Origin of the sequence: Paenibacillus sp. 203 (assembly GCF_037027525.1) — a bacterium.
Lineage (GTDB): Bacteria > Bacillota > Bacilli > Paenibacillales > Paenibacillaceae > Paenibacillus > Paenibacillus polymyxa_B.
Map to the genome: position 1 here is coordinate 555,142 of NZ_JAXCHD010000003.1, position 14,922 is coordinate 570,063.

The 14,922-nt window shown below is 42.3% G+C and carries 13 protein-coding genes; 9 read left to right on the top strand and 4 right to left on the bottom strand.

Annotated features, from left to right (window positions below; genetic code table 11):
* Position 1 precedes the first annotated feature (1 nt).
* Genes WA407_RS08960 through WA407_RS09000 form a run of 9 tightly spaced genes read left to right on the top strand, consistent with a single transcriptional unit; the run spans position 2 to position 8,742 of the window.
* Positions 2–1,318, top strand: coding sequence for a hypothetical protein (locus tag WA407_RS08960; RefSeq protein WP_336077165.1), 1,317 nt, complete (start codon positions 2–4; stop codon positions 1,316–1,318).
* Positions 1,311–2,420 (top strand): hypothetical protein, encoded by a 1,110-nt coding sequence (locus tag WA407_RS08965; protein WP_336077166.1) that lies wholly within the window; start codon positions 1,311–1,313, stop codon positions 2,418–2,420. Before WA407_RS08960 ends, WA407_RS08965 begins: the two co-directional genes overlap by 8 nt.
* Positions 2,392–3,561, top strand: coding sequence for a radical SAM protein (locus WA407_RS08970; RefSeq protein WP_235309785.1), 1,170 nt, complete (start codon positions 2,392–2,394; stop codon positions 3,559–3,561). Before WA407_RS08965 ends, WA407_RS08970 begins: the two co-directional genes overlap by 29 nt.
* A gap of 50 nt (positions 3,562–3,611) precedes the next feature.
* The gene (locus tag WA407_RS08975; RefSeq protein ID WP_235309786.1) at positions 3,612–4,601 is read left to right on the top strand and encodes an ABC transporter ATP-binding protein; all 990 of its coding nucleotides are present in this window, start codon (positions 3,612–3,614) and stop codon (positions 4,599–4,601) included.
* Entirely contained in the window at positions 4,598–5,407 is an 810-nt protein-coding gene (locus tag WA407_RS08980) for an ABC transporter permease (RefSeq protein ID WP_165176800.1), read from the top strand. Before WA407_RS08975 ends, WA407_RS08980 begins: the two co-directional genes overlap by 4 nt.
* A gap of 3 nt (positions 5,408–5,410) precedes the next feature.
* The gene (locus WA407_RS08985; protein ID WP_235309787.1) at positions 5,411–6,223 is read left to right on the top strand and encodes an ABC transporter permease; all 813 of its coding nucleotides are present in this window, start codon (positions 5,411–5,413) and stop codon (positions 6,221–6,223) included.
* 35 nt (positions 6,224–6,258) lie between these two features.
* A complete protein-coding gene (locus WA407_RS08990; protein WP_336077167.1) occupies positions 6,259–7,209 on the top strand; it encodes a methyltransferase domain-containing protein in 951 nt (316 codons plus the stop codon).
* 7 nt (positions 7,210–7,216) lie between these two features.
* On the top strand, positions 7,217–8,173 hold the full coding sequence (locus WA407_RS08995; protein ID WP_336077168.1) for a 3-oxoacyl-[acyl-carrier-protein] synthase III C-terminal domain-containing protein: 957 nt from the start codon (positions 7,217–7,219) through the stop codon (positions 8,171–8,173).
* Complete coding sequence (locus tag WA407_RS09000; protein WP_235309790.1) at positions 8,125–8,742, top strand: hypothetical protein; 618 nt, start codon at positions 8,125–8,127, stop codon at positions 8,740–8,742. The genes WA407_RS08995 and WA407_RS09000 overlap by 49 nt, the downstream gene beginning before the upstream one ends.
* 989 nt (positions 8,743–9,731) lie before the next feature.
* Here WA407_RS09000 and WA407_RS09005 read toward each other — a convergent pair.
* Genes WA407_RS09005 through WA407_RS09020 form a run of 4 tightly spaced genes read right to left on the bottom strand, consistent with a single transcriptional unit; the run spans position 9,732 to position 14,821 of the window.
* On the bottom strand, positions 9,732–11,207 hold the full coding sequence (locus tag WA407_RS09005; RefSeq protein ID WP_336077169.1) for a TniQ family protein: 1,476 nt from the start codon (positions 11,205–11,207) through the stop codon (positions 9,732–9,734).
* Positions 11,208–12,182, bottom strand: a complete 975-nt coding sequence (locus tag WA407_RS09010) for an ATP-binding protein (RefSeq protein WP_336077170.1) — start codon at positions 12,180–12,182, stop codon at positions 11,208–11,210.
* Between the two features lie 16 nt (positions 12,183–12,198).
* Positions 12,199–14,175 (bottom strand): hypothetical protein, encoded by a 1,977-nt coding sequence (locus WA407_RS09015; protein WP_336077171.1) that lies wholly within the window; start codon positions 14,173–14,175, stop codon positions 12,199–12,201.
* Complete coding sequence (locus tag WA407_RS09020; protein WP_336077172.1) at positions 14,153–14,821, bottom strand: TnsA endonuclease N-terminal domain-containing protein; 669 nt, start codon at positions 14,819–14,821, stop codon at positions 14,153–14,155. The genes WA407_RS09015 and WA407_RS09020 overlap by 23 nt, the downstream gene beginning before the upstream one ends.
* Between the last annotated feature and the right edge of the window lie 101 nt (positions 14,822–14,922).

The following is a 14,922-nucleotide window of genomic DNA, read 5'->3' on the forward strand; positions in this document are numbered from 1 at the left end:
TATGTTGGTTGCCAGCACCTTTGATTCGGAAACCTATTGGCGTGAAGAAGGGAGTAGCAGGTTGCCTTTTATTCCTGATCCTTCACGGTCGCGGGTGGTAATGGCTATGGATGAATTGCTGGCTTCCTTATGCGGCCCGGAGGACACACTGTTGACCCGCTTTGAGATGGATGAGGCGCACATGGATTATTTGGCGCACATCGGCTTACATTTTAAACAGCTTAGTGCGAATGTCCCAAGCCATGAACCAAATCTATTTCGCGCTCTGTACGAAGTTCCAGAGACCGACGAGCGGCTGAAGCAGTTTAGTGAAATGACTCCTTTTTCAGTCGTACCTTACGTTCACGAGCTTCTCGACAGGTACAACTATTCGAACAAGCTGCCCACCCTTCAAGACGTTAAACGAGTAAATTCTAAGTTGTATTCCGCCGATCTTGCTAAGAGACTTCTGGGCAGCTCCTATAGCCAGCCAGTGTTCAGCGCGGATGAATTGGCTGCAGTAGGGCGAGAGCTTATGGGGTTGTCGAAAGGGGTCCTGTTAAAAGACCCCTTTGGCGTAGCTGGAAAAGGCAATATGCTGTTTAAAAACCTATCATCTTTGGAACGTGTAGTAAGCTATTTGCGCAAACAAGAGCAAGCCGGTTCCTCAACGGCGTTTCTTGTCGAGCCGTTCCTTGACGTGGAATATGATTTTTCCTGCCAATTTTCAATTGATGAGAGCGGGTCGTACCAGATCGTCGGCTTGCAGCAAATCATCAATCGACAGTTTGCTTATGTGGGGTCACAAGCGATGCAGGAGGAGAACAGTCATTCGCTAATACGGAACGGTTATTTCGATGTCATTGAGAAGCTTGCTTCCTCACTATACAAGGACAGGTACTTCGGCCATGTTTGTGTTGACTCCATGATACTAAAGGACGGCACAATCGTGCCGATTGTAGAAATCAACGCCCGTCAATCGATGGGACTGGTCAGTCATCGACTGGGCGAACGGCTGGAAAATGGGAAGCACGGGACATTTACGTTCCGAACGGTAGGCAGTCGCCATCGGTTTGATTACGGGCAGTGGCTGCGACAGCTGGATGATGACGGCGTTTTATACCCTAATCATACCGGCGAGGGCATCATTCCGCTTTCCCCGGCGTGCATGTTTGCTGGCTATGGGGAATCAGATTACCCACAGACATTAAGCGAAGGCAGTTTCATCAAGGGTAGGCTTTATCTGTTTGTAATCGCGCGAGATGTGCAGGAGCAGAAAAGTTTAATCGACAAGCTAAAGGAACGTTTTGAAGTCCAGGGAGGCAAGTGGTATGGATAGTCATTTGAAGCCTTGTGTCACTATACTTGGATCCGGTAACTCACTAGGTGTGTACATGCCCGCCGTACAGCTAGGCATTTACCTGGAGCGTTCCGGCATTTCAAACGAAGTCTGTGTGCTCGAAAATGTGTATGTCGACGGCTTAAAGAACAAAGTGCCGGCTTATCGTAAAGCCTTTCATGATAATTTCGCTATCGCTCGGAAGAGTGTGGAGTTGGCTCGCGATATTTCAGATTGCCTGGATCCCACCAAGGTACAGCTGCTGCTGGAAGATTGGTCCCGTGAGCGCCGGACGTCGTTCATTGCGTTGACTGGGTTCTGGATCCCGATTTTGGAACAATATGAACGGTTTGTTGGAACTCGGCTCGAGGTCGACATGCTTCATCTCGATGCTACGCTTTCGCCATCTTATTTGGTCTATGGATCTCGAAGCGAGCGGTACAACCACATTTGGTTTTACGAACCGACCAAGAAGCGTTTTGAATTACAACTTCCGATGACGGACGAAGCACCGATCCCGTTTCGCCAGCGAGAAGAGAGAATGGTGGTCCATGGTGGCGGCTGGGGGATTGGGACCTACCCGCAGGCTGTTAGAGACCTGCTTGAAGGCGGTATGGAGCTGGATGTTCTGGCTTATTTTGACGAGGATATCCAGCCTGATCCACGCATTTGCTATTATCGGAACGACCCATCGTGGAGTCCGTGGCTGAGGAATAGACGGGGGGAATTCGGTTTTCCTCCATTTGCTCAGATACAACATGGAGAGACTCCCATTTACTTAGACAGCGGAACTACTCCCCTGTTATTTGAACGAATTCGCCGTTGCACAGCCATTGTCAGTAAGCCGGGGGGCTATTCCTTGATGGAATCGTTCGCCGCTGCGACGCCTATGGTTTTTCTTGATCCCTTTGGAAGACACGAAACCGCCAATGCTGAATATTGGATTAAGCAAGGGTTTGGCGTGTCCTTTACGGATTGGAAGATGCAGGGGTTCAACATCGAGATATTGGAACGTGCTCATTGTAACCTACTACATGCCCACGAGTATTGCAAAACTTATGGAGGTGTAAATTATGCAACCCAAAACGAGTCGGAAGTTTGATGAGCGTGTGTTTAACGATCTGAAGCGTACAATTATGAATATGTCCCGGGTCAGTCGGCTTCGAGCGACCGATAGTCGCTATGCGATGGAGATCCCGGAAGATATCGGGATCAAGCTGAACAACGGGTGCAACTTGCGTTGCAAGCATTGCTACGAGTGGAACTCGGACGGCTTTCACTGGGACATGTCCAAGGAGGAGCAAGGTAAAGAAATCGATGTCGCGTTGGTCGATAAGCTCCTTGCCTTTACCCATGAGAAGAAGTCGAAAGTCTATCTTTGGGGCGGAGAACCGCTGTACCATAGCAAGTTCGATCAGATTGCGAATCTGCTGGAACGCGATCAGCGGACGACGACGATTTGTACAAACGCGATTCTTCTGGAGGAAAAGTTAGATTCACTGCTTAAGATCGGTGAGGGACTTGTTGTACTAGCCAGTCTGGAGGGATTCGAGGCTGAGAACGACGCGATTAGGGGCAGAGGGACCTACAAAAAGGTGGTTAGTGCCATAGAGCGTCTGCTGGAGTTGCAACGGCAGGGCATTTTCAGGGGCAGAGTATCCGTCAGCTTGACGATGAATGATCTCATGATTCCCAAAATGTTTGATTTTATGAAGTTTTTCGAGGAGATGGGCGTGGATTCGGTCTACTTTGTATATCCGTGGTATATCGCACCTGAGTCTGCTCAGGAGATGGACAATTTCTTCATTAAAGAGTTTGACTGGTTGGATCCAATCCGTCAGGGTAACTGCAGTTGGAATTCATTCACTTATCATATCTCCGGCGAGAAGGTGGGGGCACTCAAGGAGGAGGTTCTCCGCATCTCCGAGCAAACATGGGGAAGCCGGGTTCGATTTATGCCCGCATTGGAGCAAGACGAGATAGAGGATTTTGTCACTGGTGTGCAGAGAACCGGGATGAAGCGGAAGGAATGCTTGGCGATCTCCACCCGAATGGACGTATTGCCGAGCGGAAACGTCACTCCGTGCAAGTTCTTTCCTGAGATGGCGGTCGGCAACATTAGTGATGTGGATGTGAAGGAGGTTTGGAAGGGGGAAAATTTTTCCAAACACCGAGAGGTATTAGCTTGCGGACTGATGCCGGTCTGTTCCCGATGCGGGTTACTTTATCATTATGGCCGGTAAACGTTATCGTCCACCTTCTAGTTCGATTTAATTGTTAAGGAGGAGCGCAATTGACAGCGATCCATGTGGTGCAGTTAGCTAAAAACTTCACCTATTACACCAAAGAGGTCGGAATGCTTCATTCCATTAAAAACCTCTTTTATCGGAAAAGTTTGACGAAGAAAGCGGTGAAAAATATCTCCTTTTCGATCGAAGAGGGGGAAATGGTTGCTTTCCTTGGGCCTAATGGGGCAGGCAAAACGACGACGCTAAAGATGCTCTCTGGCATCTTACATCCAACTAGCGGCGAACTTACTGTACTGGGCTTCAAGCCTTATGAGCGAAATAAGGAATTCAAGAAGCAGTTCGCTATTGTAATGGGGCAGAAGAGCCAACTATGGGTTGACTTGCCTGCGGCGGAATCCATTTTGCTAAACAAATATATCTATCAGGTTGACGATCGGCATTACAAACAAACACTGAACGAACTCATCGAACTGTTGGACGTCAAGCACATTATGAATGTTCAGGTAAGGCGTTTATCGCTAGGTGAGCGTATGAAGATGGAGCTCCTTGCGGCGCTTATTCATAAACCGAAACTGCTTTTCCTGGATGAGCCGACGATCGGGCTCGATATTGTTACACAGAAAAAGGTGCGGGAGTTTTTGAAGTATTACAATGAACAGCATAGGACAACAATTATTTTGACAAGTCATTACATGAAGGACATCGAGGATCTGTGCAAGCGGACGATCATTATTAATGATGGCAGGCTCGTCTTCGACGGGGATCTGAAGCGAATCGACGATGTTTTGAACGACACGAAAATCATACAGTTAAAATTTAAGCAACACGTAGCGACTGGACAGCTGCAGTTGTACGGGAAGGTGCGTCAATCGGACGGATTTCATGCCACGCTGGAGATAAGTAAGGAGCGCATTAGCATGGCTTCCAGGGATTTGCTTGAACACTACCCGATTGAAGATATTACGATCGAAGATATTCCTATCGAGGAAGTCGTTGTATCCTTGTATCAGCGGGATGATCGGGTATCCGGATGAGTGCCTTTCCCAAATACGGACGCGTGTTCCAGTTAGGCGTTCAGTCTTCACTCGAATATCGATTTGACTTTCTCTTTTCCTTGATCAGTGCATTCTTTCCGATTCTGATCCAATATTATATTTGGTCAGCGGTCTATGGAAGATCGGAATCGTCGGAATTTTTCGGATATACCTATGGCCAAATGATTTTATACACGATAACGGCAGCCATCGTGACGAAAATTGTGACAACGGATATAGGTCAAAACGTGGCCACCGAGATCAAGGATGGTGGGTTGAATAAATATTTGGTTCAACCGGTCAGTTTTTTCGCTCTGAAGCTATTTACTATGCTGGGGCAAAAGATTTTCTTTTTTTCAGCCATGCTATGTATCTTGCTGTTTACACTCGTTTACTTGACCGGAACTTATGGTATACGGATTCCCTTGGCACATATTCTACTCTTTATGGTGTCAATGGTCATGTCTTTGTTGTTAAACTTTCTTATCTCTTATACGCTCGCGGCTGTTGCATTTATATTGTCTGAAATCTCCTATTTTTTTGAAATGACCGGCTTATTTGTCATCATTTTAAGTGGTGGTGTTTTTCCGATTGAGGTGTTTGGTAAGACCATAAATAAGATTTTAGACTACTTGCCATTCAAGTATACGATCCATTTTCCTGCGAATGTTATTAATGGCAGATTGTCAATGGACGAGGCAGTACAAGGAATCGGGATGCAGTTCTTCTGGATGATCGCGCTGCTTGCCTTTTCACGGATCGTATGGCGCGCCGGAATGAAGAAGTATCTCGGATTGGGGGGCTGACTGGTGAGAGGATGGCTGGGAACGCTTCGCAACTACCTAATGATTTACTTTTTGTTCATTAAGAACTGTTTTATTGCTCAAATGGAATACAGGACGAACTTCATACTCGGGATTGCTGTGGAAATCGCATACTTGTTTGCCAAGCTGCTTTACGTCGTAGTAGTCTATGAGACGGACTTGCATATCGGATCGATCACGCCTGATGGTATCTTGATGTTTGTCGGCACATACACGATTATGACCGGTCTTTATTCCGGGCTCTTTTTCCCTAATTTCGTCAGGGTATCCGAGTATATACGCAGCGGGACGTTGGATCTACTCATGGTTAAGCCAATTTCACTACAGTTTTTGGTTTCGCTTCGATACATCGATCTTGGGATGCCAATTCCGAATTTCATCGCGGGTGGAACGATGGTTGTGATCAGTTGGAATGCATTAAATATCCCGGTAACGGCATGGAGTTTATTCTCATTTTTGTTTTACTTGGGGACAGCGTTGATCATTACTTACTGTCTCATGTTCATCCCAGCCTTGTTATCCTTCTGGCTTGTTAATACGGGAGGGCTGGCGGGAATTTTCTATTCCATTTGGGACGCCAATAATATGCCAATGCCGATCTATTCACGTTTCATCCAACGAATCGGCGTGTATTTATTGCCTTTTCTCGTCATTACGAATTTTGCGCCTATGATGGTGATGAATCAGCTGACACCTGCTTTGGTGGTATGGGGCGCTATCGTACCAATTGTGCTCCTTGTAATCGTTCGCTTCGTTTGGAGTCGGGCAATACGTAATTATAACAGTGCAAGCGGCTAAAGGCTGACAACTTAATTGAGGGAGGGAGGAATGACATGCATATGCTTCGTTGGCCGGCAACCGGCATTGCCTTAGTATGTCCTATTTGCAAGTCAAAGCTAAACACATCCGATCAGATGTTGGTGTGCGGGGAGTGCGCGGTCAGTTACTTCTTCGGTGATGGTGGTGTTCCGTTTATGCTGGCTGATCTGCAAGGGCAGGAAAGCGGGGAAACTGCAGTCCTCAAAAAGGATATCATGAAGATGTTCACTAACTATAATCGGTCCTTGGACGAGAGTGGCTTTTCCCGTTTCTCGACATTTATCAATTGGGGGTTCGCCTCCGAGTTCAATCAGGCCCCAGCAAGTGTCAATCAAAACTCCATCCGGCTTCTGCAGGAGTGCTTGGATGGTTTATATCTCGAGGATAAGAACATTTTGGAGGTAGCCTGTGGCAGGGGGGGAGGCGTGCGAGAGCTCTGTCGAAGTTACGGTGTGAGAAGCGTTGTTGGCTTAGATCTGACCGAAGCCAATATTGCATTTTGCCAATTGACCAACCGTTTCCCAAATGCCTATTTTTGTGTTGGGGATGCCGAGAGGCTTCCTATCGGTTCGTCATGCTGTGATTTTGTCCTCAACATGGAAGCGTCTGATCTATATCCATCGATTAAGTCTTTTTATGACGAGGTCTTCCGGGTGCTGAAACCGGGCGGGACTTTCGTTTATGCGGACGATTTGCCAACCTGGAAGTTTGACGATGGTGAACGATATTTGCTTGAACTGGGCTTCGAGCTGCTTATATCACGCGATATCACGGGGGAAGTTTTGCTTTCAAGTGATCAAGTTCTAAAGAATCGCATAGCCGCTTTTGGTACTGAAGATCAGATGGATACTGCGATTTGGAAAACAATGGGTGTGCCAGGCACTTCCTTGTACGATGAAATGAAAAGCGGGGAACGCCAGTACAAGATCATGCATTTCCGAAAGCGGGCTCATCACAATGTATGAGAACCACGTGACGATCGTCGATTATTCCGTCTATCTCCCGAAGTCCCGTATCCATGTCACGAAAGCGATTCAGCAGGTGAAGGCCGACGGCGTAGAATTTCGAATGAGCGATTCGGAATACTTGAACAAAGGCTTTGAGCTGGTGCCCATAGAAGAGGAACTTGAATTGGAACAGATGATTGCTACCGTGTGTAGGCCAATTCTGCGCCGGGCTCTGCAGATGAATGTACAGATCGCGGCGGTCATGTTTGCTAGTGTAACGAATAATGAAAACGGTGAACGGAATCTTTTTGATCGCCTAGCAGATGAATTCGCCCTTGAGGCAGTCTCATTTATCCCTTTGGAGGAATATTCTTGTTCCACGATGCACTTATCCTTGTGCCTGGCGTCGAACTACTTCATGGCCCCGCGTCAGCAAGGTGAAGGAATCTTGTTCATCACTGCCGACAGAGCCATGAATTCTTATGAACGGAGCGATCCGTTCATGGTGTTCGGTGACGGCGCGAGTGCTGCTTTATATATGAAGGGGCAGCGTCAAGGACAGCAGACACTTGCTTCGGTTATGAGAGTCGACGGCCTCGTATATGATCTGGCTCCAGATCGTATTCAATTATATTACTCAACGTTTTATTTAGGGGTCAGACAGGCAGTAAGAGCAGCATTAAGCGAGTCCGGTATTCACATTGCTCAGATCGCCGTGATCTTTTGCACCAATTTGGGGCTACACGTATGGAGTATGCTGGCTCAAGTGCTGAGGGTGTCCCTGGAACGCTTCTACAATCTAACCCTCTCCAAGGACGGACATATTCATAACACCGATATCCTAAATAATATCGATCACGCTATCCGTTCAGGTTTCTTGAAAGAAGGGGACTTGTATATGACGATTTCCGTTGGCTTTGGAGGCTATTACGGTTGTGCGATTCATCGGTATTCCAAGAAGGTGAACGAGCTATGTATTTGACATTTCATCATGCTGAGGCCGCTGTGGGATTAGAAATGCCATGGGGACGGATAACCGATCTAATTGAAAAGAATAGGAATTGGACCGAAGGAATTGACTTGCTCTGTTACTGTCATCAGACGGACTTTGAAGCTGGTGTTAATGGCTGTGCTAAACTGAGACAAGAATTAGGGCTAAATGAGGTTATGCCCATTTCCGTCGGGCAGTCTGGTAGCCTTTCTCTATCTAATGCATTAACAATATTAGACTGGATGTTCAATAGCGGTACAAAAAATCATGCTCTTTGCGTCATTGCCGACTCATTCATTCCAGATCATATCGACAAACAAGGGAGTTGCTTGAGTATGACCGCACTGATCGGTGTGTCGACTATGGCCGGTGATTATCGAGTTGAAAGCTGCCGTAAGCTTCCAGGCACCAACGTTAAAGCAGGAGCAAAAAGCGCAGTTGAACCGATCCTAAAGCTTGGACTGCACCAATCAGAGTTTACAAGCGATCTGGAGATGGAAGTCGTCACGTTCGATGCTGGAGTCTTCGGTGCAAGCCAACTGAAGTTACGACGAACATAATTTCCTCGTACCCACCATCTTACCAAGGCCATTTAGGAGAAGGATTGGTTTTTTCCATGCGCTCCATCGTGACCTCGGGATATTGCTTCTTGTCGAGGGACAAGAACATTGTGTCATTGAAGTCGCTATTTTAGCGGCTTTTTTATTTTATCGGTAAAAGTTCGTGTCCCGATCCAAGGACAAGAACTTTTACCGATTGCCGATTAGATGTGTATCGCTATTTTAGGAGGATAGGACGACTTTTATTGTGGGATGAAGTTACAGGGAGTTGAAAGTGCTTTTCACCGATCAAGGGGTTCGGTGAATTTTAAAGTCAGATTTTGAATATTGAGAGTTTGTAAAAAAGGACCTCAGAAACTGAAAAATTTCGAGGTCCTTTACTGCGGATTTGGATTGAAAACGACGTTGACGGCAAGCATCATCTAAGAGGACTCCCAGCGGGTGACCTTTTTTTTGTAAAACCTTTACAAAAATGCGTAACAGGCAGGAAGCCCTTGATTGGGAGAAAGCGAATGCTATGAGTCTATGGAAAAAAGGCAATTCAATGAGTAGACATCAACAACCACGTCCATGGGAAGAATAGAGGGAGATGAGCGTATTGTATCTAAAAGCATTTGATCTAGATTTACCTTATATAATTAATGATGAAAATGTTGAATCAATGAAGTGGGGCTTTTATAAAGTTTTATTTATCATGAAATAAATTAGAGATGTATAATTTATCAAATAATCTTGAAAATCGCAATGCTCGTTATGAGTGAATGCGCCGCTAGACATTTAGTCAAAATACGGATTTTGTGAAGATGTCCAAGAGGAACCGCGTAGCGACACGGTTTCATCGGTCCATTGTCGGATGACAAGAACTTTATCTCATAAATGACAAGAATCTTATCTCATTTCCCATGCTACACTTAATTATATCTCAAGATTATTATTACAGCAAAAATAAAAAATCGCCTAATAAAGGCGAATTAAATCTGTTTGTTTTTTTATATTCTTAACTTCATTACATATTGCTTAACGTAAGATTCAATTCTTTTATTTTCATCACTTGGATTCTCGTAAATTCTCATGGCTACACTTAATGGTTTAAAAGAATTCATCTTGAATAACAATTTCTTCATAGTTTTAGTACTTAGCGGGCATTTAAATTCATTTAAATTAATCCTTCTATCTACATTTGGAAGTATGATTTCAATCTTTTGTTTCTGCCTCACATCTGAGTTGTGTTTAAGAATTGCTCTCGGAATACTATTCTGTAACATAATATCTAATTTATCTTGATTCGGAACACTAATTTGTTCGGCTCCTTCCACCGCTATTTTAAGCCATTCGTAAAAATAATTAAGACATAGCTCAGATGTCACACGATTTATTACCCAGTGAAACATTTCTCTGTTATCATATTTAGACAGATTGGTATGGGCAAAGAGCCTATTTTTGTAGTCATCTATGATGTGCTCTATAAGTTCAGTTGCAACAGTTATACCGGGTCTTCTTCTAGAAATAACTAGATTATTGTAAAAATGCTCTCTCCCTAATAAAGTTTGCTTCCAAAATACATATGCATAAGCATATGGACAAATGGGAGGAAACTCTTCATTTTCATTTTTTCTAAGTTCTTGAAGCATAAGTATACATTTTAGATGTTTTTTGATGAATTTCTTTCTAACATAATGATCTATATTTCTGAAACATCTACAATTTTGCTTATATAAATCATTTTTAAATTCATCTCTATATGAGTAATCTTGAGTTGAGGCAACTTTCACATTAAAAAACTTAGATTGAATTTTAGATTCCAGTGTAAAATGTTGGATTGAACTAACTAGCGGTGAAAAAAGCAACCGATTAGAATCATCTCTCTTCCCTTGTGCTATCCATTTAGAAACTGGAACATCCGCTATCTCGACCTTCATTTTCCATTGTGACCAAGGAGTGCTACCGATATCGGCTAGCTTAAATCCACACATACAGGTAAATGGCTCGCTTAGTGCTAAATCGCTAACTAGGAAAGGAATCGGATTTAAGCACTTTGGACACAAACTTAATAGTTTAATTTGATGAATCGGGCAACTATGAAACAACGAGAATTGATGTAACCAACTATGATATCCTCCTTTAATACATTCTGGACACCAATTTAGTAATTGAGGAAACCAAGTAGAAATAGGTTCTTGATAATACTCTACTGGCTTTAGAAGAGTTGATATTACAGATTTGTTGAGAACGGATAAATCCACTCCCAAATATTGTTTCAATATGTTTAAATCAAATCCACTTAATTTAATTAGTTCTCTTCTAGAATCAGTCAAAAGAATTTTTTTAATCTTTTTTACTTCAGCATTACCCAGCGTTTTTAGAATTTCAGTGCGGCTTATATGATTGGCTAAACTTACTTTTTCAAATATTGACCAAGGTGACTCGTATTCATTCATCCATTCTTTTCTCCATACAATAAACATTTAATTAGCCTTCTTTCTGGCTAAGGCCATATAAATTTCAGATTCGATATAGCCAGATCTGTTAATTGCTTCTCGCCACTGATGCATTGAGAGCCATTCGGTCCCTTTACCGTTAGAGCCATTAATTTTCAAAGCATTTTCGACGGTAAATGCTATATACTCCATGGGGATTTCAAACTTACCTGAGAGGCCAAACTCTTGCCGTATTTCTAAAAAGAGATTGAACAAACTAGTCGAAAACTCAGACAGTCTTCTCCCTGAATCAAAAGCCTGGGGAAAGTAATATCTAGTGTAGAACCAGCCACTGTCTTCTGGAAACTCGGATTCATCATAGCTTTGTAATACAAACTCCATCTCGGTTGGAGCCTGAACTCCCTTAAAACGATACTCCGATGCCATAAAACGGCCTACAATATGCGCTTTTTCATTAGCCAGAAAAAAAGATCTTCGATTAACCAGTTGTTCTTGTCCAATTGATATAGTAGTCATTCTAATATTCCTACGTACTAGTTGATTAGAGATATCAATTAAGCAATCATATTGCCATTCGGTCATTTTTTGAGCTTCATCCATAATCAAAACAATTCTGCGAAGGTTTGAATGTTCAGCTTTTTCATGCATCAAATTTACAATTTGGTTGCGTAGTACAATTTCATCTTTTTTACTATTAAAGCCAAAGGAGAAGTCTGACAACATGTCTCTAAAAAATTTTTCTGGACTCGGTACTCTATAGCTTTTGCAGTCTGCAACAAGTACAGGAATCGGGGTTTCCAATTCTGATGGTAAATAGTTAACAGCGAACATTGTTGCTCTAGTCTTCCCTAAACGGGGGCGCCCATAAACAATCATTCCCGGCCCACCATCTTTAATAATCTGAATAATTTTATCCATCAACCTGGTTATCTCAATGGTAGGAAGAACATATTGCCCCTGCTCAATTGGATGTGTTCCAGGTATAATATTTGGCCTTTTCATTGGTAACTACTCCTTTCTAATAAGTAATGGTTTTGTACCTTTTTGTAGAGGTTGATGTTTTTTGGGCCTGAATCTTTTCTTGTAATTCTCTTGCTTTATCTAGTTCTGCTAAATTTTTATGTTCTTGAGCTAATAACTTATTTTGATTTGGGGAATTACTTTCTTCTTCTGCTTGTCGAATAACTTGCTGGACTTTCGCTATTCGATTTCCTGAGCCTTTCTTCTTTTCCGTTTCTTTTGCGATTAAATATTCATGGTAAACAAAAATCGGGTCGTCCCACTGTGTAAAATGAATGAGTTTATTCTTTTTTAGCAGATTAATGGCTTTTCGTATCTGTAAAGTATGCGGTGTTAATGACCATTTACCAGCCGCAACGAGCTCTCCAAACTCACTACCATCGGGGAGAAACACTCTGATCGTACGAAGATCATCTACATTTATGTGTACATTAACCTTTGTACCAATTAAATGAGCAGATTTTACTAGTAATTCATTACGGTATTCAACTCCCATATATTCGATGTAAGGACGCTTTCCCGAGGAAATACTACCTCGAATAGTTCTAGGTTGTTCGACTTGTGTAAACAAAAATTCTGTACGCTTTGATTCATTTAACAATCTGGGTTTCATTCCTTTCTTGAGTCTTTGCTCCAGTGCTTCAAGTGGTGAATTATAAAACAATGCCCCGTGTGGAGTGCCATTATAATTTGAAATAACAACATCGACGATTTCCTCTAAATGTTCAAATGTTATTTCATAACGGATTGCCATTTTTTCAGGATCTTTTCTACGGGGATCTTTTGGATGACTTCCGGTGGTATTTGCCATCCGTTGAATACTACTGGAAGTAAAGGTATTATGAAATCTTTCAATGAAAGAACGTCTCATTGGCCTATCAACTGCACCAATACAAGTTGTACATCCTATTAAATTGCTTAAGCGTTCCCTAACCATTTGAGCAAGATGAGATTTGGCATTGTCAAAATAAATGACATCCCATACCGCCCATTCAATCTCAGGAAATTGTTCAGATGGGTATCCCCCTGTTGGCTGATATGACAGACCGTCTATTGTTAAATTCTTTTTCTTAAATGGAATAATCGCTTTTTTGGCAGCAATCATTACATCACTTGCGTTATACTCCTTGTTAAGACAAATGTGAGGTCTTCCAATAACGTTTCGAGTTGCGCGGTCTGTAAAACTCAATAGCCAAAGTCTGTCTAAAGTTAAAACTGCGTCATCTCCTTCCAATGTTTTCACCTTTATGACAAAAATACCGTCAATTCTATGGCCATCAAACTCAACCTTTTGATAAGGGGTGATATTTTGAGGATAATTCTGTTGGCCTATCCCCGAATTTTTAGCTTTTTGTTCAGCATCATGTCCGAATCGCGAAGCAGCCTTGCCAAAGTGAATATCCCTAAGGTTCTCTAAATATCTACAAAGCGCTCTATACCCCAAAGTATCAGTGTTAAATGGATAAGAACTTCTAGAAATACCCGCTTCTTTGCATCTATCCACAAATTTTTTATGTATGTATTTAGGTTTCATAACCGGTTCAGTTAACTTTTTTTTTCGACCAAAAAACAGATCATCTATTTCATCTCTAATTTGTGGATATTTATCAAGTAATAAATTGAATTCCCCTGTTTTTCTTGATTCATTACTTTTTTTAGATAGTGGGTCTAATTCATATTTTTTTATATTTTTGCCCGGTATCAGGGCTCTATACCCCCATGGAAGACCATTTTCATCGAAAGAAATACAACGATTATATAAACGTATTAGATTTCTACGATCGATACCCGTGCATGAAAAGATTTCCTTCAGACTCTTCTCATTGTTTACATAAAGATCGATTGCTTCTTTTCGCTTTAGAAATAATATTCTTTTCTCTTCGTTAAGCAACGTCTCATCTACTTTAAACCAAAGGTCACGATCCCTTTGAGTTTGTGACAAGCCGTCTCTATCAAAAACTTTCACTCGACTCATTCAACCGCACCTCCGTTTGCATGGAAATAATACATTCATCAATATTTACATCAATAACTCCTCTGTAAAAAAGCCATATACATGCATCGTGAATATCTTTAAAGGGAATATTGGACTGCTCAGTCAATGTTTTTAAGCTTAGTCGCTCAGAAGTTAAAATTTTCATGATCTCCTCGGTACATTTAGGTTGGGCGTTATTTTTCACGACGGAAATAATCTTTAATCTATTTTCCAACTCTAAGTGGTTCTTTCTTAGATCTTTGTCTGTAACAATTTCATGCAAAATTCCATTATTATTGCACCAAATTTTCTGTGCCTCTATTTGTTTCAATGTTCGAGAGTTACGTGGATTTTCGGCATTTAACTCGGATTCATATTTAACCTCACAACATTTTACAGTTCCATTTTTCATCTGAACCCACATATCAAAAATACTTGTATGTAGCTCACCATTAAAAACATAGCTGATTTTAGGATATTGTTCACAATAAGTTTCCACACCAGGCGTAGTTTCAACTCGTATCCAATGGTCAAATTCCAGATCACTATAAAGTGTAACCTCCCTCATACCCACTTTAGGTCCGAGTGAACTCCAATAATTATTACCGTATTTAGAACTCCGGGGTACGATATTTGGTGTGTGCATCATTATCATCACCTTTCAAGACTTTTATTTCCTAATTCCTGAATAATAAACATTTTAAACGAACTATTTTTAAATATAGGATATATTCTTCATTCTATTCT